Here is a 22,058-nt window from a genome sequence, read left to right as displayed (position 1 = left end):
GGGGTCCTATCCCCCGCTGCACACCGGGCAGGCAGGGTCGCGATGGAGACGGAGGGTCCGGAAACGCGCACTCAACGCATCATAGAGGACCAGCCGTCCGGCCAGCCCGTCACCGATGCCAAGCAACTCCTTCAACGCCTCGACCGCCATCAGGCTGCCGACCACGCCGGTAACCGCACCGAGAATGCCCTGGGCGGCGCAATTGGCCGCCGCCTGGGTGCCCTCGGGCACGAAGCAGTGGTAACAGGGATGGTCACCGGGCAAATGGCCCTTGAAGGTGGCGACCTGCCCTTCGAACTGCGCAACGGCACCGGATACCAGCGGCTTGCCCGCGGCCACGCAGGCGCGGTTCACCGCATGGCGCGTGGCGAAATTGTCGGTGCCGTCCAATATCAGGTCGTAGTTGTCCACCATTGCCCGGGCCGACGCATCCTCCAAATGCAGGGCATGGGCCTCGACCCTGATGCCGGGATCGAGCCGCGCCAGCGCTTCCCGGGCCGCCTCGACCTTGGGCCGGCCCACGTCTTCGGTCCGGTAGAGCACCTGGCGCTGGAGATTGGAGAGCGCGACCGTATCGGCATCGACGATCCCGAGGGTGCCGACCCCGGCCGCCGCGAGATAGAGCGCCACCGGCGCGCCGAGCCCGCCGGCCCCGACGATCAGCACGCGCGAGGCGAGCAGCCGCGCCTGCCCCGCCCCGCCTACTTCGCGCAGGATCAGGTGGCGGGCGTAACGGTCGAGCTGGTCGTCGGTCAGCATGCGTGGCACCTCCGGTCGGACGCCGAAGATGCCCCCGCTTCGCCGCCGTGAAAAGCGTCAGGCGGCGAGTGCCGTGCCATAGGCATCCATGGCCAGGATGCCATAGGTATAGGACTGGTGCTGGAGCAGCACCGCCTCCCCCGGCTCGGCGGCGCCCAGCACGGTGAAGAGGGGCAGGAAATGCTCCTCCGTCGGGTGGTTCTGGGGGCCGTAGGGCGCCTTGGCGCGGTAGTCGAGCAGGCTCTCGATGTCGCCCGCGGCGATCTTCTCGTGCACCCAGTCGGCGAAGGCCTTCACCCAGGGCTTGACCGGCTGTTCCTGCACCGGGCTCCGGAACTCGTAGAGATTATGGGTGAGCGAGCCTGAGCCGATGATCAGCACGCCCTCGTCGCGCAAGGGCCGCAGTGCCTGGCCGAGGGCGAGGGCGCCCTTCGGCCCGTCCGGAGTCTGGACCGAGAGCTGGGTCACCGGCACGTCGGCCGCCGGATAGGCCAGCTTCAGCGGCACCCAGGCGCCGTGGTCGAGGCCACGGGCAGGGTCGATCGTGGCGCCGGGCACCAGTTCCGCCACCCGGGCAGCGAGATCCGGGGCGCCCGGGGCTGGATATTGCATCTCGTAGAGGGCGCGGGGGAAACCGCCGAAATCATGGATGGTGCGCGGCTTTTCGACCGAAGAGACGCGGGGCGTCGCCGCTTCCCAATGGGCGGAGACCACCAGGATCGCCTTCGGGCGCGGCAGATGGCCGGCGAGGCCGGTCAGGAAGCGATGCGCCGGGCCATCGTCCAGCGCCAGCATGGGCGAACCGTGACCGACGAAAAGCACAGGCATGCGAGACATGATCCGATCCTCGAGGGGCCCCCGCGACCACCGCGGGGGCCTTTCAGCTTAGAGGGAGGCGAGCCGGCCGGGCAACTTCCGGCCGAGGGCGAAGGCGCCCGGGCCGATCAAGGCGGAGGCGACCAGCAGCACCGTCCAGACCACCGGGAATTCCCAGCCGCCGCCGGTGCCCGAGAAGAGCCAGCCGTTGCCGACATGCTGCAGCGTGGCGCCGATCAGGATGGGCAGCATGGCGATGGCGGCGAGGCGGGGCAGCACGCCGAAGATCAGGCCGAGGCCGCCCGCGATCTCGCCGATGATCACCAGATAGGCGAAGAAGCCGGGGTAGCCGATCGATTCGAAATAGCCCGCGGTGCCGGCGAAGCCGAAGGTCAGCGCCTTCAGGATGAAGCCGTGGGAGAAGGACAGCACGCCGAGGGTAACCCGCAGGATGAAGGCGCCGAGGGCGGCCGAGCCCACCTGTTCGGACGCGGCCGGAACGGCCAGGGAGGATTGAACGCTCATGATGGAAACTCCGTGAGGGATGATCCCTTCGCGTCCTCAAGATGCGTCCGGCTCGCACATTCTTGAAGTTGATATTTCTGAAATGCATTATTCACGATTATGATATTCCAGCAACTCGACCTCAATCTCCTCCGCCTGTTCGAGGCGGTGATGCAGTCCGGCAGCGTCACCCGCGCCGCTTCCCAGCTGGGCCTGACCCAGTCGGCCGCCTCCAACGGCTTGGCGCGGCTCCGTGATGTGCTGGGCGATCCCCTGTTCCTGCGCCGGCCGGGCGGTGTCGAACCCACGGCACGGGCGCGCGAATTGGCCGGCCCGGTCTCCGAAGCCCTGGCCGGGCTCCGTGCCGTGCTGGACGGCAGGGGCGATTTCGACCCCAAGGCGGCGACGGGCGAAGTGGTGATCGGCACTTCCGACCATGCCGAGCTGGTGCTCGGCCCTTGTCTCGCCGCCTTCTTCGAGGCGGAGGCGCCGGGCCTCGCCCTCACCTTCCGCCATTGCGACCGCTCCGATGCGCTGGATCTGGTCGATGCCGGCAAGGTGGAACTGGCCATGGGCGTGCTGCCGGAGCCGCCGGCCCGCATGGTGCGGCAATTCCTGCTGCGCGAGGGCTTCACCGTGCTGATGCGGGCGAGCCATCCGGCCGCGGCGGAGCCGGGCCTCGGCCTCGACTGCTACCTGCGCCATCGCCACCTGCTGGTCTCGGCGGTGGCGAGCCGGACCGGGGCGGTCGACCGCCTGCTGGCGGAGAAGGGCCTAGTCCGGCGCCTCGGCCCGGTCGCCTCCCACCATCTGGCGGCAGGCGCCATGCTGGCGGCGAGCGACCTCTTTCTGACCGTGCCGGACTCGGTCGGCCGCGTGCTCGCCGACGCCTTCCACCTGGTGGCACGGGCGGTCCCCCTCGACCTGCCAGCGGTGCGCCTGGCCGCGACCTGGGCCCGACGGAACGAGGAAGCGCCGCAGCACCGCTGGCTCCGCCATGCGCTGGCCCGGCTGGCGCAGCAGGTCCCCAAGGGATAGGATCCGCCGCCATGACCGAAACCACCCTGACCCAATTGGGCCATGCCGCCACAATACCGGAGAGCCCCGAGGCCGCGGTGCTGGAGCGGATCCCCAATCCGCACCCCGACACCCATTACCTGGTGCGCTTCGTCTGCCCGGAATTCACCTCGCTCTGCCCGGTGACCGGCCAGCCGGATTTCGCCCATCTGGTGCTCGACTTCGTGCCCGACCAATATCTGGTCGAGAGCAAGTCGTTGAAGCTCTTCTTCGGTTCCTTCCGCAATCACGGCGCCTTCCACGAGGATTGCACGGTCGCCATCGGCAAGCGGCTGGTCGACCTGCTGGCGCCGGTGTGGCTGCGGATCGGCGGCTATTGGTACCCGCGCGGCGGCATTCCGATCGACGTCTTCTATGCGACCGGGGCGCCGCCGGCCGGCCTCTGGCTGCCCGACCAGGGCGTGGCCCCCTACCGCGGCCGGGGCTGACATGCCCCGCCCCGCCGAACGCGCCGCCCCCTCGGCCGACGAGATCGAAGCTCGCGTCCTCTACAAGGACAGCCTGATCCTGGTGATCGACAAGCCGGCCGGCCTGCCCGTGCACCAAGGTCCCGGCGGCGGCCCGAACCTGGAGCAATCCTTCGTCCACCTCCGCTACGGCCTGCCGCGGGCGCCGGCCCTGGCCCATCGGCTGGACCGCGACACCACGGGCTGCCTCGTGCTGGGCCGCCACCCCAAGGCGCTGGCCAAGCTCGGCAAGATCTTCGCGGGCGGCCGGGCGGAGAAAGTCTATTGGGCCATCGTCCACGGCCGCCCGCCGGCCGAGGAAGGCCGGATCGATCTGCCGCTCGCCAAGCTGACGCCGAAGCGCGGCTGGCGCATGGCGGTGACACCCGACGGCCAGCCGGCGGTGACCGACTACAAGCTGATGGGCAGCAGCGCCGACGGCACGATCTCCTGGATCGAGTTCCGCCCGCACACCGGGCGCACCCACCAGATCCGCGTCCATGCCGCCGAGATCGGCTGCCCGCTGGTGGGCGAGCCGATCTATGGCCGGCCGGAAGGGGCGGAGCCGCCGGACGAGCCCCTGCACCTGCTCGCCCGCCAGATCACCCTGCCCCTCTATCCCAGCCGCGAGGCGGTCGAGGTGACGGCGCCGCCGCCCGAACACATGCTGGAAGCCCTGAAGGCCTGCGGCTACCGCGGCTGATCGGCGCCGGAGAGCAGGGCGGCCGCGCCGCCCACCCCGGCCCGGAAGGCGTCGTCGAAAGAAACCCCGGCGAGAGACCAGGGCGCAGCCTTGGAATCCGCCAGGGTCCAGGTGGCGCGCCAGCCGAGTGCCGCATCGTCCCAGTCGAGCGTGCCGGTCAGCAGCGCGTCGGCCCCGAGCTTTGCGGCCAGATCCGCCGGCAGGGGCGCCGCCGGATCGAGGCCGAGGCTCACGAGCGCAGCCTGTTCGGGCAGCGCCAGGGGCATGGCGAAGCGCCGCCCGGCATCGTCCAGCGCATCGACCTGGGCCCCCTTGGTGACACCCGGGATCCCGCGGGCGACGATCCAGGCCTGGCCGTCGCGCTTGCTCACGACGACGACACCCAGCACCGGCCGGTCCGCCCCCCAGGGCTTCAGGCCGAGTGCGGCCAGCATGTCCACCACGGTGCCGGCGCGGAAGGTGACGCGAAGGTAATAGGGCCGGTCCCGCGTGCCCTGCTCGTCGCCCACCGGCAGGTCCTTCATACGGTCTTCGTAGGCGATCGATTCGACCGCACCGGCCGCCGCCGGCAGCAGGCCGGCGAGGCGCGGATCATCCGCGAGGCCCGGGCGGGCCGCCACCTTGACCAAGACTTCGGTCAGGCAGATGCCGAGACCGCGGTTCCGTTCCGCCTCGCCCTGGCCGGTCACCGTGGTCTCGCAGCGGGTCAGCCCGTCCATCATCCGGGCCGTTGCCGGTGCCAACGGAACAACGAGGCCGAGGAGGAGCAAGATCGGTACGTGCGGCTTCATGATTCGAGGCATAGCATGAACCCGAAAAAGGGGGAGAAACGGCCGGCGCTGAAACAGATTTGTCACGGTAACGGGGTAGGAATCTGCTTGGCGCCGCGACGTAATGCGCTACGGTTTCTCCGGGCTTTTCGGGCGAAACCGGGCCTTTGATTCGCGGCTCGGGAGGACAAGAGTAGTCAAGAATGCGGAAAAAGCCCGCCTTGCGCCAATATGCTGCCCTGCCCATCGACCTCAGGTCGGGCGAGATGCGGATCATCCTGGTCACGTCCCGTACCACAGGGCGCTGGATCGTGCCCAAGGGGCGGCCGGAGCGCGGCCTTCCGGGTCACGAGGTGGCGCGTCGCGAGGCGTGGGAGGAAGCAGGCCTTCTGGGCACCTGCGCGCACAAGGCGCTGGGCCGCTTCGAGAGCGTGAAGGGCCAGGGACCGGGCAACGTCAGTCCGGCCACGGTTCTGGTCTATCCCTTCCGGGTCGAGGGCCAGCTCGAGGAATTCCCTGAAAAGGGCCAGCGGGAAATGCATTTTGCGAGCTTCCTGGACGCCCTGATGCTGCTCTCGGACGGCGGCTTGATCTCGCTCCTGCTCAAGAACGAGCACCGTCTTATCGATCTTCTGCCGCCACCGAGCCCGCCCGCCGGCTGAACCGCCGGGCGCGCCCTCGGCCAGCCTCCGTCAACCCGCCTTGGCGAAACAGCCGAGGGGGGCGACGCCGTTCACCAGGATGCGCACCAGTTCGGCCTGGCGGGTCACCCCGGTCTTGGCGAACATCGAGCGCAGATGGGCGCGCGCGGTGTTGTAGCGGATGTTCAACTCGGCCGCCGCCTCGTCCAGGCTCTCCCCCTTGGCGAGCTGGGTCGCCAGGGCCGATTCGGCCTGGGTGAAACCGAAGAGCTGTTTCAGGATCGTGGGATCGGCCCGGACGCCGCTCTCGGGATCGCGGATGAAGAGGGTGACCCCGGTACGCGAACGGTCGCCCATCTTGTTGCCGAGACGGATTGCATTGACCACGACGCCGAGATCGCGCGCACCCGATGCGCGGCTGATCGAGAGCGCCTGGGCCGGCGGGCGGCCCTCGCCGTCGGCGATCGCCTGGGCATCGACGAGCGCCGCGCGGATCATGGTCTGGAGCTGGCGGTCGTCCTGCGCCGAAACGGCGCGGATCTGGCCGTTGACCAGGGTCAGGCCGTCGCGCTGCTTCATCAGGTTGCCGGCGATTTCGTTCATCACCAGGATCTTGCCGTTCTCGTCGATGACGAGGCCGCCGACCGCCATGCGGTCCATGGCATCGGCATAGATCTGGTTCACCACCTCGTTCTGCGCGATGCGGGTGCGGATTTCCAGTGCGCGGGCGAAATGGGGGGCGATCAGCGAAATCAGATGCGCCTCTTCCTTCACGAAGGGATCGGCGTCGGTCGCCCGCATGATGCGGATGAAACAGTCGAGATTGTCGAGGCTGCAGACCCAGGCGCCCATGTAATGGTTGATGCCGCCGATCTCCAGCAACTCGTTGAACTTGCCGAATTCGGCCCGGTTCAGCGACAGCCAGTCGTTGATCGTATAGACCTCGCCCAGGCGGGTCTCCACATTGGGCCGGTACTTCTGGTATTCGGTCTCGTATTGCAGGAACTGGTCGAAGGCGATCGGGCCTGCGTTGATCGTCGCTTCCTGGCGAAGCGCCGATTTGGTGACCAGCGACAGGGTGACGAAACGCGCCCCGAGGAATTCGCGGATCAGCTCCAGCGTCTCCTTCCAGGAAACATCTTCGAGCGAGCCCTGATAGATATGGCCGATCAGCAGGCTCAATTGCTCCTGCGACAGACCCCGGGTGCTTTGGTCCAGCATGTCGAACCTCGTCAACATCGAACGCGATCGGGCGAAATGGCCGTCGGGCCATGACCACCCCCCGGCCGTTCGGCGACCGGGCCTTGCTTGCAACACCACCGAACGGAGACCTGCGCCCCCGTTCGAGACTTGAAGGTAGGATCGTGCCGGGCCCGATGTCCGGTGCGCCGTCATCCGTCGAGGTTAGCGGTGTCTGCCGCCAAAATATGGGATCGCCCCATCATTGGCGGGCGGGCCACCGAAGTGCCTCGTGCTCCCTCCGTCTCGCCTCGTCGATCCTCCATTTGGAGGTCGCCGATCGCTTTGTTTGTCGTTCAATGTAGCAGTGCCGAGGAGTGCGAACAATTCTACGAACTACCCGTTTCGGGGGAGACCCTGAGACGTGGTGGAAAATTACTGCACTCCGGATGAAAACATCAGGGGGAAGAGATGGCGGCGATCGAGGCGAGGGGAAGCGTTGCGGAAGCCCGCCCGGTGCTCTGGTGGGCCGCGCTGGGCACGCTCTTCGTCGGTTTCCAGATCTATCTCTTCGCCGCCTGGGCGCTGTCGCCGGGCTTCGCGCCGGTCGATCCCGGGCCCGATCCGCTGCCCGAGTCGAGCCGGCTCGTGATGTGGGGCCTCGGCCTTTCCTTCGGGCTGGCGGCGCTGGCGGGCTTCGGCTGGATCGCGGCGACGGTGCTGCGCGGCCGGCCGCTCCACATCGTCCAGGTGCTCATGGTCGGCTGCGCCTTCTGCCTGTGGCAGGACCCGACCATCGACCTGCTGCGCCCCGTCGCCATGTACAACACCCATTATCCCAACCTGGGAAGCTGGGCCGAGCATATTCCCTGGTGGTTCAGCCCGAACGGCGCGCGCAACGCCCAGCCGCTGATCTTCCAGTCCGCCCTCTATCCGGTCATGGTGCCCATCTGGGTGCTCACCGCTCTCGCCGTGATGGCGGGGATGCGGCACCTGTTCCCCCGCCTGTCCGGTCCCTTCCTGGTGATCGCGGCGCTGGCCGCCATCACCATCGGCCAGACCGGGGCCGAGGTCGCCATGGTGCGGGGCGAAATCTTCGCCTATGGCGGCGTGATCCGCGCGGGCTCCGTCTTCGCCGGCACGCGCTGGCAGTTCCCGGTCTATGGCGCCTTCCTGTGGGCGGTCGGCACGGTCGCCATGGCCTGTCTCCTGTTCTGGCGCGATCCGGACGGGCGCACGATGGTCGAGCGTGGGCTCGATCGCCTCGGTCTCGGGGTGCAGGCGGGCAACCTGCTCCGCTGCCTCGCCTTCGCGGGCGCCGCCAACCTGGCCATCCTCGCCTATTACCTGCCGTTCCAGATGATCTCGCTCTATTCCGATCCCTGGCCGGAGGGCTTTCCGAGCTATTTCATGAACGGCGTCTGCGGCCCCGGCACAGGCTATGCCTGCCCGGATCCCGTGCTACCGGTGCCGAGCAGACATACACCGCCCGGGACGACCGGCTGAAGCCGGTCGCCCCCGTTCCTCTCGGGCCTCAGGCGCCGGCGGGCCACCTCCGTGGCCTTGGGCTCGCGCCAAGGGTGGCGCGGGCGCTCAATGCGCCTGAATTTCCCGGCGGTCTGGATTGCGTCGGCCTGACGCGCCTTTTCCATGGACGGCGGGGACGGCATGAGTAAACTCCGCCCGCCATGACGGAATACGCCGCCCGCGCCCTGCTGCCCGAAGGCTTGCACGACGAACTGCCCCCCGCCGCCGAACACGAAGCGGCGGTGGTCGGCCGTCTGCTCGCCGTCTTCTCCGCCCACGGCTATCAGCGGGTGAAGCCGCCCCTGATCGAATTCGAGGAAAGCCTGGCGAGCGGCCCCGGCGCCGCCCAAGGCACCGCGATGTTCCGCCTGATGGACCCGGCCAGCCAGCGCATAATGGCGCTCCGCGCCGACATGACGGTGCAGGTGGCGCGCATCGCCGCGACCCGGCTGCAGAAGGCGCCGCGGCCGCTCCGTCTCTCCTATGCCGGCCAGGTGCTCCGCGTGAAGGGCACGCAGCTCCGCCCCGAGCGGCAGTTTCCCCAGGCCGGCGTCGAACTGATCGGCGTCCGCTCGACCGCGGCCGATGCCGAAGCGGTGCTGCTGGCGATCGAATCGCTCGCCGCCTGCGGCCAGCCGCGGCCGGTTACCGTCGACCTGACCCTGCCCACCCTGGTGCCGGCGATCGCCGCCGCCCTCGGCCTCGATCCCGCGACCGCGGCAAATGCGCGCGACGCCCTCGACGGCAAGGACGTCGGCGAGCTGGACGCCATCCCCGGCGAAGCGGGCATTCTGTTCCGCGGCCTCCTCGAGGCCGCCGGTCCGGCCGACAAGGCGCTGGCGGCGCTCGCCCGTCTCGACCTGCCGCCGGCCGCCCGGGCCGAGGTCGACGAACTGGCCGCCCTGGTCGAGGCGATCCGCGCCGGCAGCACGGCGCCGACCCTGACCATCGATCCCGGCGAATACCGGGCGCATGAATATCACACCGGCTTCGGCTTCACCCTGTTCGCCGCCGGCGTCCGGGGCGAGCTCGGCCGCGGCGGGCGCTACGACATGGTCGGCCCCGACGGCGGCACCGAGGAAGCGGTCGGCTTCACCCTCTATGTCGATTCGCTGCTGCGCGCCCTGCCCCTGCCGGCGCGGCCGGACTTCGTCTTTCTGCCCTTCGGCACCGACCCCGCCGAAGGCGCGGCGCTCCGGGCCGAGGGCCTGCGCACCGTGGCCGGCCTGGCGCCGGTCGAAGACCCGAAGGCCGAGGCCAAGCGCCTCGGCTGCAGCCATCTCTACGCCGGCGGGACCGTCGTCCCCCTCGGCGCCTGATCCGTTGATCGAGGACTGAACTCATGGCCAATGTCGCAGTGGTCGGCGCCCAATGGGGCGACGAGGGCAAGGGCAAGATCGTCGACTGGCTCTCGGAGCGGGCCGATGTCGTGGTCCGCTTCCAGGGCGGCCACAATGCCGGTCACACGCTGGTGATCGGCAATATCACCTATAAGCTCTCGCTGCTGCCCTCGGGCATCGTCCGGCCGGGCAAGCTCTCGGTCATCGGCAACGGCGTGGTGGTCGACCCCTGGGCCCTGTTCGCCGAGATCGCCCGCCTGGAAGCCCAGGGCGTGAAGATCGGCCCGGACAATCTGATGGTGGCCGACAACGCCTGCCTGATCCTGCCCGTGCACAGCGAGCTGGACGGTTTCCGCGAGGACGCCAAGAAGGGCGGCAGCATCGGCACCACCCGCCGCGGCATCGGCCCCGCTTATGAGGACAAGGTGGGCCGCCGCGCCGTCCGCGTCTCCGACCTCGCCGACCCCGAGACCCTGTCCCGCCGGCTCGACGCGCTTTGCGCCCATCACGATGCGCTGCGCTCCGGCTTCGGCGCCCCGCCGGTCGACCGCGCCGACCTCGAGAAGAAACTGGCCGAGGTGGCACCCCGCCTGCTGCCCTTCGCCAAGCCGGTGTGGCTGACGCTGGACGAGCTGCGTTCGGCCGGCAAGCGCATCCTCTATGAAGGCGCCCAGGGCACGATGCTGGACATCGACCACGGCACCTATCCCTTCGTCACCTCGTCCAACACCGCCTCGGGCCAGGCCGCGGCCGGTTCGGGCGTCGGCCCCAGGGCGATCGGCTATGTCCTGGGCATCACCAAGGCCTATACCACCCGCGTCGGCGGCGGCCCCTTCCCGACCGAGCTGACCGACGAAATCGGCCGCCGGCTGGGCGAGCGCGGCCATGAATTCGGCACGGTGACCGGGCGCGCCCGGCGCTGCGGCTGGTTCGACGCCGTGATGGTGCGCCAGGCCTGCAAGGTCGGCGGCATCGACGGCATCGCGCTCACCAAGCTCGACGTGCTGGACGGCCTTTCCGAACTGAAGATCTGCGTCGGCTACAAGCTGCGCGGCGAAGTGATCCGCCACTTCCCCTCCTCGGCCGGCGACCAGGCTGCGGTCGAGCCGGTCTACGAGATCCTGGAAGGCTGGTCGGAGTCGACGCAAGGGGCGCGCCGCTGGGCCGACCTGCCGGCGACCGCGATCAAATATGTGAAGCGGATCGAGGAATTGATCGAAGCCCCGGTCGCCCTTCTGTCGACCAGCCCGGAACGCGACGACACCATCCTGGTGCACGACCCGTTCCGCGACTGACCTCAGTCGCGTTTGACGAGGCCCCTTCGCGACTGACCTCAGTCGCGTTTGATGAGGCCCCTTCGCGACTGACCTCAGTCGCGTTTGACGAGGCCATAGAGCAGGAGCTGGAGGTGGGCCGCCTTCAGCTTCGAAACCTCGGGCACCGGCACGCCGATCTGCGCCATGATGATGGCCTGGAGCGAGGCCAGGATCGGCGCCGCCAGGATGGCATCCGGGCTCGCCGCCAGGATCGCCGCCGCGTCCGGGCGGAATTCGCCGGTCGCCGCACCCCGGTCGATCACCGACAGGATCAGGTCGGCGCCGCGGTTCGACAATTCGCGGAAGAAGAATTGCGCCAGTTCCGGCACCCGTGACGCCTCGCCCACCATGAGGCGCAGGAATTCGCGCGACTTAGGATTGCCGACGAGATCGTCGTAAGCCCGGTCGACCAGGGTTTCGAGCAGGAAGCGGCCTGAGACGTCCTTGGCTTCCGCGATCATCTTCATGCCGTCGATCAGCGGCAGGAGATGGGCCAGGACCATGGCCTTGAACAGGTCTTCCTTGCCCGGGAAGTAGTGGTAGATCGTGCCCTTCGACACGCCGACCCGCCGCGCCACGTCCTCGAGCCTCGTCGCGGCATAGCCCTTTTCCGAAAATTCGGCGAAAGCCGCCTCGATGAACTGGCCCGGCCGCGCCGCCTTCTGGCGCTGGCGGATCCCGGGTTCGGCGCGTTCGGCCGCCGAGGTGTCGTTCAGGGTCATGGCATTTGCGATAGTCATGGCACTTTTTTTCATTGACCGACGAGTTAGTCAATATACATCTACAGCATTGTCCTGCTGACGCGAGTAACCACCATGGCCAGTCCGAGCCGACGACCGACCCTTCTGCGCCACGGCGCCGCCGCCCTTCTGTGCGGCCTGGCTGCTATGGGTCTCGCCGCCTGCGACCAGCCCAAGGCAGCCTCGCCGGCGGAACGGCCGGTCGCCGCCACGGTCACCACGGTCGCGGTCGAATCGCGTTCACTGACCCGCCAGGTGGTCGCCTCCGGCACCGTGAAGCCCTGGGAAGAGATCGTCATCGGCGCCGAATCCCAGGGCCTCGCCGTGGTCGAGGTGACGGTGGACGAGGGCGACACGGTGACCCAGGGTCAGGTCCTGCTGCGCCTGAACGATGCCGTGCTGAAGGCCCAGTTCGATCAGCAGACCGCCAATCTGACCGCCGCCAAGGCCGCCCTGGCCGAAGCCCAGGCCAATCTCGCCCGCGCCCAGGACCTCCAGGCCCATGGCAACGTCAGCCGGCAGAGCCTGGACGAGCGCCTGGCCGCGCAGCGCACCGCCTCCGCCCAGGTCGCGGTCGCCGAGGCGGCCCTGACCGAGATCAAGACCCGGCTCGACCAGGCGGTGGTGAAATCGCCGGTCGCGGGCATCGTCTCCAAGCGTTCGGTCAACCTCGGCCAGGTGGTCAGCGTGGGCAACGAGCTGTTCCGCGTGATCCGCGACGGCCGCCTGGAACTCAATGCCGAAGTGCCGGAAGTCTCCTTCGCCGGGCTGCACGACGGGCTCGCGGCCCTGGTCCGGGCCGAGGGCCTGGGCGAGCAGGTGCAGGCCAGCCTGCGCCGCCTGTCGCCCACGGTCGACGCGCGCACCCGCCTCGGCATCGCCTATGTCGCCCTGCCCGCCGATTCGGGCCTGAAGCCCGGCATGTTCGCCACCGCGGTGATCGCCCTCGACACCGCACCTGTCCTGGTGCTGCCCGAAGCCTCTGTGGTCTGGCGCGAAGGCCGGGAAGGCGCCTTCAAGGTCGATGCCCAGGGCATCGTCCATTTCACGCCCGTCACCACCGGGCTTCGCCGCGACGGCATGGTCGAGGTCAAGTCCGGCCTCGCCGCCGGTGACCTGGTGGCCTTCCGGGGTGCCGGCTTCCTGGCCGACGGCGACCATGTCGACGTGGTGGAGGCGAAGTCGTGAACGGTCTTTCCTCCTGGTCGATCCGCAACCCGGTCCCGGTCATCGTCCTCTTCCTGGTGCTGACCATCGCCGGTATCGCCGGCTTCATCGAACTGCGTATCAACAACACGCCGGATGTCGACATTCCGGTCGTCATCGTCACCGTGGCCTTGCCCGGCGCCGCGCCGAGCGAGCTGGAAACCCAGGTGACCCGCCTCGTCGAGGATTCGGTCGCCGGCCTCGGTGCGGTCAAGCACATCACCTCGACGGTGAGCGACGGCATTTCCTCGACCACCATCCAGTTCCAGTTGGGCGTCAACCTCGATCGCATGACCAACGACGTGCGCAATGCCGTCGCCGGGATTCGCGACCGCCTGCCGGCCAACGCCGAAGAACCGGTGGTGAAGCAGCTCGACGCCGCGGTCGGCATCCTGTTCACCTATGCGCTGCGCGCCCCGTCCATGACCACGATGGAACGCAGCTGGTTCATCGACAACGACATCGCCAAGGCGCTGCTGGCGGTCAAGGGCGTGTCCTCGGTCACGCGCGAAGGCGGCGTCGACCGCGAGATCCGCGTTCGCCTCGATCCCGAGCGGATGGCCGCCCTCGGCGTCTCGGCGGCGACCGTGTCGCAGCAGCTCCGCAGCATCAATACCAACCTGCCCGGCGGCCGTGCCACCATCGGCACCAGCGAGCAGGTGATCCGCACCGTCGGCGCCGCCACCTCGGTCGAGGCGCTGGCGGCGACCAGCATCAACCTGCCCGACGGCCGCACGGTGAAACTGTCCGACCTCGGCACGGTCGAGGATTCCTTCGCCGAGAGCCGCGCCCGCGCCCGCTTCAACGGCGAGGAAGTGGTGGGCTTCAGCGTCTCGCGCACCCGTGGCACCTCCGAGGTTCACGTCGCCGAAGCGATCCGCCAGGCGCTGAAGGATTTCGCCGCCCAGCATCCGGACATCGAATTCGAAGAGGTGATGTCGGCGGTCGACTTCGTCGTGGAGAGTTACGACGCCTCGGTCGAGGCGCTGGCGCTCGGCGCTTTGCTCGCCGTGCTCGTGGTCTGGTGGTTCCTGCGCGACGGTCGGGCCACCTTCATCGCCTCGATCGCCATGCCGCTGTCGTTGATCCCGACCTTCGCCGTCATGCTGGCCCTGAACCAGTCGATCAATATCGTCAGCCTGCTCGCCCTCTCGCTCACTGTCGGCATCCTGGTCGACGATGCGATCGTCGAGATCGAGAACATCGTCCGTCACATCTCGCAGGGCAAACACCCCTATCGGGCCGCCCTCGAAGCGGCGGACGAGATCGGCCTCGCCGTGGTGGCGACGACCGCGACCATCATCGCCGTCTTCATGCCGGTCGGCTTCATGCCCGGCGTGGTCGGCCAGTTCTTCCAGTCCTTCGCCATCGCCGCCTGCGTCTCGGTCGCCTTCTCACTCTTGGTCGCGCGCATGCTCACGCCCCTGATGGGCGCCTATATGCTGCGGGGCGAGGAGTCCCATCCGCACCGCGAACCGCGCTGGATGAAGCCCTATCTCCACTTCCTCCATTGGTGCCTCGACCATCGCCTGGTCGTCGTGGTCGCCGGCCTCGCCATTTTCGCGGGCTCGATCGGGCTGACCACGCTGCTGCCCAACGACTTCGTGCCGGTCAGCGACCGCGGCCGTTCGGTGATGTCGGTCGAACTGCCGCCCGGCTCCACCCTCGACGAGACCGATGCCGCCGTCCTGCAGCTGACCGAGACGATCCAGCACCGGCCCGAGGTCAAATCGATCTATGTCTCGGTCGGCACCAATACGGTACAGGGAGCGCCGGGCGGCGGCGGCTCCCTGCTCGGCGAAGTGCGCCGCGCCACGGTGACGGTGAACCTGGTCCCCCGCGGCGAGCGCAAGCTGAGCCAGCAAGAGTTCGAGAGCGAAGTGGGCGTGCTGCTCCGCCAGGTGCCGGGGGCGCGCGTCCGTTTCGGCGCCGACGGTTCCTCCGGCGCCAAGCTGCAGCTCGGCCTGGTCGGCGACGATCCGGTCGCGGTGAACGAGGCCGGCCGCCGGCTGGAGCGCGAGATGCGCTCGATCCCGGGCCTCACCAATGTCGCCTCGACCGCCAACCTGGAACGGCCCGAGATCCGCATCGTGCCGAAGCCCGACAAGGCGGCCGCCCTCGGCGTCTCGGCCGAGGTGCTGGCCACCGTGGCCCGCGTCGCCACCCTCGGCGACATCGACCAGGCCTTGCCCAAGTTCAACCTGCCGGACCGCCAGATCCCGATCCGCCTGATGCTGACCGAACAATCGCGCAGCGATCCCGAGACTTTCGCGGCGCTGCGCGTGCCGACCGCCGACGGCGGCTCGGTGCCGCTGTCCTCCGTGGCCGATGTCCAGTTCGGCACCGGCCCTGCGCAGATCTACCGCCTGGACCGCCACAGCTCGGTCGCCATCGAGGCGGAACTGATCGACCTGCCCCTCGGCGTCGCGGCGGAGCGGGTGCACCAGCTCCCGGCCATGAAGGACCTGCCGCCCGGCGTGCGCGAACTGCCGACGGGCGACATCGAGAACCTGGCCGAGCTGATGACCGGCTTCCTGGTCGCCCTGGTGACCGGTGTCTTCCTCATGTATGTCGTGCTGGTGCTGCTGTTCAAAGGCTTCACCTATCCGGCCACCATCCTGACCGCCCTGCCGCTCTCGATCGGCGGCGCCTTCGGCTTGCTGTTCATCACCCGTGAGGCGCTGTCGATGCCGGCGCTGATCGGACTCCTGATGCTGATGGGGATCGCAGCCAAGAATTCGATCCTGCTGGTCGAATATGTCCTGACCCAGCGCCGCACCGGCATGTCCCGGATCGAGGCCCTGATCGAAGCGGCCCACAAGCGCGCCCGGCCGATCGTCATGACCACCGTCGCCATGGGCGCCGGCATGGCCCCGATCGCCGCCGGCATCGGCGCCGACACCGAGTTCCGCGCGCCCATGGCGATCGCCGTGATCGGCGGGCTGATCACCTCGACCCTGCTGAGCCTGGTCTATGTCCCCGTGGTCTTCACCCTGGTCGACGACGTCCAGGCCTGGCTCAGCCGCCACTTCGGCCACGGCCTGGCCCAACGGAGCCGGGAGGCGGAGAGCTACCGCCCCAAGCCCGTCCACCCGGCCCCGGGGGAGTGAGCTCTCACTTCCCCCGGTAGGCGGGCGGGCGCTTCTCCTTGAAGGAGGCGACGCCTTCCGCGGCATCCTCGGTCGCGGCGAGGCGGGCGGTCACCACCGGGAAATCGGCGATCGCGGCGCGCGGGCCTTCCAGCAGGGCGAGGCGGGCGCTGGCGATGCTGGCCTGCACCGCGAGCGGTGCCTGGGCCGCGATTCGCCGGCAGATCGCCAGGGCGGCCTCGACCTCCTGGCCGGCCGGCACGATCTCCTGCACGAAGCCGTAGTCCTTGGCCGTGGCGGCATCGAAATCGTCGCCGGTCAGGATCAGTTTCATGGCATTGCCCCAGCCGGCGCGCTGCGCCATGCGGATGGTGGCCCCACCGTAAGCCATGATGCCGCGCTTCACCTCGAGCTGGGCGAAGCGGCTGTTGTCGGCTGCGACCGCGATGTCGGCCGCCAGGATCAGTTCGATGCCGATCGTGAAGCAGATGCCGGCGGTCGCCACCACCACGGGCTTCACCCGTGCCCTGCCGTTGAGGCCCAGGGGATCGACCAGATGGTCGGGGAACAGGGGCTCGCCCGTCTGCTGGAAGGCCGCCATCTTGGGCAGGTCCAGCCCGCCGGTGAAATGGCCGCCCGCGGCCTGCAGCAGGCCGACCCGGGCCTCGGCCGATTCGTCGAGCGCGCTATAGGCTTCGGCCAGTTCGAGCAGCATCTTCGGGGTGAAGCCGTTCCGCTTCTCCGCCCGGTCGATGCAGATCGAGAAAATGCCGCCGTCGAGCAATTCGGTGGTGATCTGGCCGTCTTCGTGACGCTGGCGCATGCCGGCTCTCCTCCTTATAGTGCCCGGCGATGGTCCACAGCGCCGCCGGCTTTGCAAGCACAGGCGAAGATTGACAGGACCGGACGGTCCCATTATGGTCCGCGCACACCTCGGCGCCCTACGGCGCCGCCTTCGTTTATGGCCGCAGGGCCGGGTTGGTTGTCATGAAGATTGTCAATTCGCTGAAGTCGCTGAAGACCCGTCACCGTGACTGCCGCGTGATCCGCCGCCGCGGCCGCGTCTACGTCATCAACAAGACCCAGCCGCGCTACAAGGCCCGCCAGGGCTGACGCCGGGGCGCGAAGCGGTCGTGCCTGCCGTCGTCTTCGACCTCGGCAAGGTTCTGATCGACTGGGATCCGCGCTATCTCTACCGCCGGCTGTTCGCCGACGAGGCGGCGATGGAGGAGTTTCTCTCCTCCGTCTGCACCATGGACTGGCACAGGAATTGTGACGGCGGCCTGCCCATGGCCGAGAACGTCCGTGCCCTGTCCGCCCGCCATCCCGACAAGGCGGATCTGATCGAGGCCTGGGACCGCGACTGGTCCGCGATGTTCGCCGGTCCGATTCAGGGCAGCGTCGACATCCTGGAGCGGCTTCATGCGCAGGGCGTGCCGCTTTACGCCATCACCAATTACCCGGGCGACAAGTGGGAGCATGGGCTCGCCACTTTCCCCTTCCTCCGCCTGTTCCGCGATGTCGTGGTCTCGGGCAAGGAAGGGCTGACCAAGCCCGATCCGGCGATTTTCGATCTGGCCTGCGAACGTTTCGGCATCCGGCCCGAAGACGCCGTCTTCATCGACGATCTGCCGCACAATGTGGCGGCGGCACGGGCGCTCGGCTTCGATGCCCATCTCTTCACCGGGCCCGAGACCCTGGCCGATTGGCTGGCCGAAAGGGGCCTGCTCGAACCCGTCGCTTAAGCGGATATTAAGCAGGCCCGCCCTATCCCTGGTTGGGGGGGCCGGACCCAATTCCGCGACGGGACGACAATGCAAATGAACCAAGGCGCCGAGGCAGCGCTGATCCGGATTGCCGACGACGTCGGCAAACTGAGCGTCGAAATCGCCGATGTCACGGGCGCCATCGACAAGGCCGCCGCCGACACGGCACGGCAGGCCGATGCCTTCGCCGGCCTGCGCCAGGACGCCCTCGCCCTCGGCACCTCCAACCGCACCATCGTCGATTCCGTCGGCGCCGTCGCGGCCGACAGCCATGCCGCCGCCGAGGCCATGGGCCGGGGCGAGGCCGACGTGCGCGCCTCCCTGGCCGAGATCCGCGGCCTCGTCGCCACCACCGTCGACCTCGCGGCGCAATTGCGCGACCTGCTGACCGCGCTCGAAGGCGTGCGCAAGGTCGCCCGCGGCATCGACGGCATCGCCCGCCAGACCAATCTCCTCGCCCTCAACGCCTCGATCGAAGCGGCCCGCGCCGGTGAGGCCGGACGCGGCTTCGCGGTGGTCGCGGCGGAAGTGAAAGCCCTCGCCCGCTCGACCTCGAGTGCGACCGAGGAGATCGACGCCACCCTGGCCGATCTCGGCGCCCAGAGCGCCCGCTTGGTGAGCCAGAGCGCCGCCGCGGGCGAGCGTGCCGCCGCGGTCGAGCGGGGCACCACCACGATCGGCAGCGCGATCGGCGACCTGGCGCGGCGCTTCGCCACCGTCGACCAGGGTATTTCGGCGATCGCCGGGGCGGCCGACAGTATCGCGGGCCGGATCGACGGTGTGGTCGGCACCATCGGCGCCATGGCCGACGGGGTCGAAACCTCGTCGCAGACGCTGAAAGAGGCCAAGGGGCGCAGCAACGCCGTCCTCGGCATCGCCGAGCAATTGCTCTCCCGCACCCTGGTCCCTGGCGTGGAGACGGCGGATTCCCGCGTGCTCAGCCTCGCCCGCACCGCGCGCGACGCGATCGAGGCCGCTTTCAGTGCGGCCATCGCCCGGGGCGAGATCGCCGAGGCCGATCTCTTCGACGAGAATTACCAGCCGATCGCCGGCACCGATCCCCAGCAGCACATGACCCGCTTCACGGCCTTGTGCGACCGCCTCCTGCCGCCGATCCAGGAACCCCTGCTGAAGGCCGATCCGCAGATCGTCTTCGCCGTGGCGGTCGACCGGCGTGCCTATCTGCCGACCCACAACATGGTCTTTTCCAAGCCGCCGGGACGCGATCCGGCCTGGAACGCCGCCAACTGCCGCAACCGGCGGATCTTCGCCGACCGGGTCGGCCTGGCCGTCGCCCGCAATACCGAAGCCTTCCTGCTGCAGGCCTATCGCCGCGACATGGGCGGCGGGACCGTCGCCCTGATGAAGGACATGTCGGTGCCGATCCGGGTGGCCGGGCGGCATTGGGGCGGCTTCCGCGTCGGTTACCGGGTATGATGGATCCGTTTCCGAGGGGGCCAGTGACGAGTTGGGGGCGTTTGACGTTGCGGCGGGCAGCCGTGGCGTGCTTGCGTCATTCGAATGACGCGGGGTAAGGGCGATGGTGGCTGAACAGAAGCTACAGCAGGCGGCCGGCGATCCGGCGCGCCAGCGGGTCGTCCTGGTGCTGGACGATCACAATGCACTGCGTGAGGAACTGGCCGAATATTTCGCGGCCATGGGCTACCGGGTGATGCAGGCAGGCGACGGGCCCAGCCTGTCGGCGGCATTGCGCCGCCAGCGGCCGGACCTCGCCGTGCTCGACATCGACCTGCCGGGCTGGAACGGGATCGAGATCGCGCAGGCGATGCACCGGCGCGATCCCACGATCCGTATCATCCTGATGACCGGCAACCCCAATTGGGTGACGCCGGCCCTGACCACGCAGTCCGGCGCCTTCGCCGTGGTCGAAAAGCCGATCGACCTCACCCGCCTGTCGCGGGTCGCCAAGGCCGCCCTGCTCTAAGTCACCATTCCGCGACGGTACGGATCACCGGCCGATCGGCCTCGACCGGGGTGATGCCGATGTCCTGCAGCAGATGGGGCGAGGTCGCCGCCAGACGCTGCAGCTCGCGCTGGGTCGCACGCCTCGCGGCATGATTCTCGATCATGCGGCGGAGGCCCAGTCCGGCACGGGCGAGGAAGCCGTGACGAGGGGCGGTGGTGTGGACAATGGCGGTGAACATGGCTTGCATCCGTTACTCTGGACCCTGAATATGATGCCGGGGCACTTTCGCCGCCACGCAGTTCTGTTCATGAACTCATCAGTATTTCTCATGAGGGGGCGCGCCCTGCCATGAGTGGGCGGGGCGGCCTTCCCTCGCTCAACGCGCTGCGCGCCTTCGAGGTCGCCGGGCGACTGATGAACTTTTCGCGCGCGGCGGCGGAACTGGGGGTGACCCAGGGCGCCATCTCGCGCCAGGTGAAGCTGCTCGAAGGACAGCTCGGCATCGACCTGTTCCACCGCAGCGCGACCGGGGTGAGCCTGACCGCCGAGGGGGCCAAATTCCTGCCCGTGCTGACGGAATGTTTCCGCCGCATGGCCGAGGCGGCGGCGGCGCTGCGCGACGATCCCTGGCGCCTGTCGATCGGTGCGCCGCCCAGCTTCGGTATGCGCTGGGTGATGCCGCGCCTGCCGCGCTTCCAGGCCGAGCATCCGAAGATCGACGCACGCCTGACCATCACCACCGACGATATTTCGGAATTGTCCGGCTTCGACGTCGCGGTTCACTACGGGGCAACGCCGCCCCCCGGCCTGTTCGCTCTGAAACTGACGGGCGAGCGCCTGATCCCGGTCGCCGCGCCGCGTCTGCTGAACGGCGACCCGCCGCTCCGGGTGCCGCAGGACCTAGCCCACCACCGCCTGATCGACACGGCGCCCGACCGACGCTACTGGCGGCTCTGGCTCCAGGTCGTCGGGCTCGACCGCATGACGGGCGATACCGCCCAGGTGATCGCCATCCTGGACATGGCGCTGCGCATCGCCGAACAGGGTATGGGGGTCGCCATCGGCGACGTTGCCCTGATCGCCGACGACATCGCGCTCGGCCGCCTGGTGGCGCCCTTCCCGGTCGAAGTGCCGTCCGGCCTGTCCTACTGGCTGGTGGCGCGGCCCGAGGCGCGGGAACGGCCGAAGCTGCGCGCCTTTTTCCGCTTCATGGAGAAGGAGGCGCGGGCAGCGGCCGCCTTGAAGCTGACGCCGCCCGCCAAACAGTGATTATTCCGCCGCGGTGGGCAGCTCGGTGCGGGCGGTGGGCTTCAGGCGGCCGAGACCCTGGGCCAGGCGGCGCCAGCAGCGCTCGCCGGTAGCGCCCTTGCGCCAGACGAGACCGATGGTGCGGCCGGGCGCCGGATCCGGCAGGGGGCGCACGGCGGTGCCGTCGCCGGCGCGGCATTCGGTCGCCACGGCCATGGCGGGCAGCAGGGTGACGCCCTTGCCCCGCCCGACCAACCGGCTCAGCGTGGCCAGCGAGCCGCTGCGGATCGGGCCGCGCTGCTGATTGTCGCCGCAGAGCGCCAGGGCCTGATCGGCCAAGCAATGGCCTTCCTCGAGCAGGAGCAGCGGCCGGCTGGCCAGATCGGCGACCGGCACTTCGGCTTGGGCCGCCAGGGGATCGCCGGCCGGCACCAGGGCCAGGAAGGGTTCGTGGAAGGCCTCGGCGGCTTCGAGATCGCGCCCGAAGGCGCCGTCCGCCGGCAGGGCCAGCAGGGCGGCGTCCAGCGTGCCGGCGCGCAGGCCCGCCAGCAGGTCGGCGGTGCGGCCCTCGGTCAGCTCCAGCCCGTCCGGGGCATAGAGGCCGCCCAATTCCATCACGTCGGGCCCGAGATAGGGTGCCACCGTCGGGATGACGCCGAGGCGGAGCGGCCGGGCCGCGGCGGCGGCGCCCAGCGCCTTCAGGCTCTCGACCTCGCCCAGGATACCGCGCGCCTTGGCGATCACCGCCTCGCCCAGCGGGGTCGGGCTGACGCCGCGGCGCGAACGGGTGAGCACGAGGCCGTCCAGCGTCTGTTCCAGCAACTGGATCTGTGCGGTCATGGCCGGCTGGCTGACGTTCAACGCCGTGGCAGCCTTGCGGAAACTCTGATGATCAGCAACGGCGACCAGATAGCGGAGCTGACGCAGCGAGATCGACATGGCCTTCTTTCCCCCTTTTCGTCCCATATGCGGCGACATCGCCCGATTGCAAGGGGCAATCCGGC

Annotated in this window: 23 protein-coding genes; 14 read left to right on the top strand and 9 right to left on the bottom strand. The window is 69.0% G+C overall.

Features of this window, described 5'->3' with window-relative positions; genetic code table 11:
* Positions 1-6: 6 nt before the first annotated feature.
* From WC493_RS03385 to WC493_RS03375, 3 genes are read right to left on the bottom strand one after another with little or no spacing between them, the layout of a single operon-like run.
* Positions 7-759 carry a ThiF family adenylyltransferase gene (locus tag WC493_RS03385; RefSeq protein WP_373062521.1) on the bottom strand — a complete coding sequence of 251 codons (753 nt, stop codon included), beginning with the start codon at positions 757-759 and terminating at the stop codon, positions 7-9.
* Positions 760-816: 57 nt separating this feature from the next.
* Entirely contained in the window at positions 817-1,596 is a 780-nt protein-coding gene (locus tag WC493_RS03380) for a class III extradiol ring-cleavage dioxygenase (RefSeq protein WP_373062519.1), read from the bottom strand.
* 48 nt (positions 1,597-1,644) lie between these two features.
* Positions 1,645-2,100 (bottom strand): DoxX family protein, encoded by a 456-nt coding sequence (locus tag WC493_RS03375; RefSeq protein WP_373062517.1) that lies wholly within the window; start codon positions 2,098-2,100, stop codon positions 1,645-1,647.
* Between the two features lie 99 nt (positions 2,101-2,199).
* On the opposite strand from WC493_RS03375, the gene WC493_RS03370 reads away from it, so the two are divergent.
* From WC493_RS03370 to WC493_RS03360, 3 genes are read left to right on the top strand one after another with little or no spacing between them, the layout of a single operon-like run.
* The gene (locus tag WC493_RS03370; protein ID WP_373062515.1) at positions 2,200-3,117 is read left to right on the top strand and encodes a LysR substrate-binding domain-containing protein; all 918 of its coding nucleotides are present in this window, start codon (positions 2,200-2,202) and stop codon (positions 3,115-3,117) included.
* 11 nt (positions 3,118-3,128) lie between these two features.
* A complete protein-coding gene (queF, locus tag WC493_RS03365; protein WP_373062513.1) occupies positions 3,129-3,584 on the top strand; it encodes a preQ(1) synthase in 456 nt (151 codons plus the stop codon).
* A 1-nt stretch (position 3,585) separates the two neighbouring features.
* A complete protein-coding gene (locus WC493_RS03360; protein WP_373062511.1) occupies positions 3,586-4,305 on the top strand; it encodes an RluA family pseudouridine synthase in 720 nt (239 codons plus the stop codon).
* Here the strand turns inward: WC493_RS03360 and WC493_RS03355 are convergent.
* Positions 4,293-5,027: a DUF2066 domain-containing protein gene (locus tag WC493_RS03355; protein WP_373062509.1), complete on the bottom strand. Its 735-nt coding sequence runs from the start codon at positions 5,025-5,027 to the stop codon at positions 4,293-4,295. The genes WC493_RS03360 and WC493_RS03355 overlap by 13 nt on opposite strands.
* Before the next feature lie 251 nt (positions 5,028-5,278).
* Between WC493_RS03355 and WC493_RS03350 the strand changes: the two genes are divergently transcribed.
* Entirely contained in the window at positions 5,279-5,737 is a 459-nt protein-coding gene (locus WC493_RS03350; RefSeq protein ID WP_373062507.1) for an NUDIX hydrolase, read from the top strand.
* 30 nt (positions 5,738-5,767) lie between these two features.
* On the opposite strand, the gene WC493_RS03345 is transcribed toward WC493_RS03350, so the two are convergent.
* Positions 5,768-6,937 carry a helix-turn-helix transcriptional regulator gene (locus WC493_RS03345; RefSeq protein WP_373062505.1) on the bottom strand — a complete coding sequence of 390 codons (1,170 nt, stop codon included), beginning with the start codon at positions 6,935-6,937 and terminating at the stop codon, positions 5,768-5,770.
* A 429-nt stretch (positions 6,938-7,366) separates the two neighbouring features.
* Between WC493_RS03345 and WC493_RS03340 the strand changes: the two genes are divergently transcribed.
* From WC493_RS03340 to WC493_RS03330, 3 genes are all read left to right on the top strand, one after another.
* A complete protein-coding gene (locus WC493_RS03340; protein WP_373062503.1) occupies positions 7,367-8,401 on the top strand; it encodes a spirocyclase AveC family protein in 1,035 nt (344 codons plus the stop codon).
* 182 nt (positions 8,402-8,583) lie between these two features.
* Positions 8,584-9,741: an ATP phosphoribosyltransferase regulatory subunit gene (locus WC493_RS03335; RefSeq protein ID WP_373062501.1), complete on the top strand. Its 1,158-nt coding sequence runs from the start codon at positions 8,584-8,586 to the stop codon at positions 9,739-9,741.
* Between the two features lie 23 nt (positions 9,742-9,764).
* Positions 9,765-11,057 carry an adenylosuccinate synthase gene (locus WC493_RS03330; protein ID WP_373062499.1) on the top strand — a complete coding sequence of 431 codons (1,293 nt, stop codon included), beginning with the start codon at positions 9,765-9,767 and terminating at the stop codon, positions 11,055-11,057.
* A gap of 74 nt (positions 11,058-11,131) precedes the next feature.
* Here the strand turns inward: WC493_RS03330 and WC493_RS03325 are convergent, their stop codons facing one another.
* Positions 11,132-11,818 (bottom strand): TetR/AcrR family transcriptional regulator, encoded by a 687-nt coding sequence (locus tag WC493_RS03325; protein ID WP_373062497.1) that lies wholly within the window; start codon positions 11,816-11,818, stop codon positions 11,132-11,134.
* Between the two features lie 75 nt (positions 11,819-11,893).
* On the opposite strand from WC493_RS03325, the gene WC493_RS03320 reads away from it, so the two are divergent.
* Positions 11,894-13,006 (top strand): efflux RND transporter periplasmic adaptor subunit, encoded by a 1,113-nt coding sequence (locus WC493_RS03320; protein WP_373062495.1) that lies wholly within the window; start codon positions 11,894-11,896, stop codon positions 13,004-13,006.
* On the top strand, positions 13,003-16,134 hold the full coding sequence (locus WC493_RS03315; protein ID WP_373062493.1) for an efflux RND transporter permease subunit: 3,132 nt from the start codon (positions 13,003-13,005) through the stop codon (positions 16,132-16,134). Before WC493_RS03320 ends, WC493_RS03315 begins: the two co-directional genes overlap by 4 nt.
* A gap of 4 nt (positions 16,135-16,138) precedes the next feature.
* Here the strand turns inward: WC493_RS03315 and WC493_RS03310 are convergent, their stop codons facing one another.
* A complete protein-coding gene (locus tag WC493_RS03310) occupies positions 16,139-16,936 on the bottom strand; it encodes a crotonase/enoyl-CoA hydratase family protein (protein WP_373062491.1) in 798 nt (265 codons plus the stop codon).
* 164 nt (positions 16,937-17,100) lie between these two features.
* On the opposite strand from WC493_RS03310, the gene ykgO reads away from it, so the two are divergent.
* The 4 genes from ykgO to WC493_RS03290 all read left to right on the top strand — a co-directional run bounded on the left by ykgO (position 17,101) and on the right by WC493_RS03290 (position 19,824).
* Positions 17,101-17,226, top strand: coding sequence for a type B 50S ribosomal protein L36 (ykgO, locus tag WC493_RS03305; protein ID WP_373062489.1), 126 nt, complete (start codon positions 17,101-17,103; stop codon positions 17,224-17,226).
* A 20-nt stretch (positions 17,227-17,246) separates the two neighbouring features.
* Complete coding sequence (locus WC493_RS03300) at positions 17,247-17,858, top strand: HAD family hydrolase (protein WP_373062487.1); 612 nt, start codon at positions 17,247-17,249, stop codon at positions 17,856-17,858.
* A 75-nt stretch (positions 17,859-17,933) separates the two neighbouring features.
* Positions 17,934-19,316, top strand: coding sequence for a methyl-accepting chemotaxis protein (locus WC493_RS03295; protein ID WP_373062485.1), 1,383 nt, complete (start codon positions 17,934-17,936; stop codon positions 19,314-19,316).
* Between the two features lie 103 nt (positions 19,317-19,419).
* Positions 19,420-19,824, top strand: coding sequence for a response regulator (locus WC493_RS03290; protein ID WP_373062483.1), 405 nt, complete (start codon positions 19,420-19,422; stop codon positions 19,822-19,824).
* A 1-nt stretch (position 19,825) separates the two neighbouring features.
* Here WC493_RS03290 and WC493_RS03285 read toward each other — a convergent pair whose 3' ends face one another.
* Positions 19,826-20,044, bottom strand: a complete 219-nt coding sequence (locus WC493_RS03285) for a DUF1127 domain-containing protein (RefSeq protein WP_373062481.1) — start codon at positions 20,042-20,044, stop codon at positions 19,826-19,828.
* Positions 20,045-20,154: 110 nt separating this feature from the next.
* Here WC493_RS03285 and WC493_RS03280 point away from each other — a divergent pair, with 110 nt between their 5' ends.
* Positions 20,155-21,075 (top strand): LysR substrate-binding domain-containing protein, encoded by a 921-nt coding sequence (locus WC493_RS03280; RefSeq protein WP_373062479.1) that lies wholly within the window; start codon positions 20,155-20,157, stop codon positions 21,073-21,075.
* On the opposite strand, the gene WC493_RS03275 is transcribed toward WC493_RS03280, so the two are convergent.
* Complete coding sequence (locus WC493_RS03275) at positions 21,076-21,993, bottom strand: hydrogen peroxide-inducible genes activator (protein ID WP_373062477.1); 918 nt, start codon at positions 21,991-21,993, stop codon at positions 21,076-21,078.
* Positions 21,994-22,058 lie beyond the last annotated feature (65 nt).

This window comes from Zavarzinia sp., assembly GCF_041650655.1.
Lineage (GTDB): Bacteria > Pseudomonadota > Alphaproteobacteria > Zavarziniales > Zavarziniaceae > Zavarzinia.
This window is presented reverse-complemented; position numbering and strand designations above follow the sequence as displayed.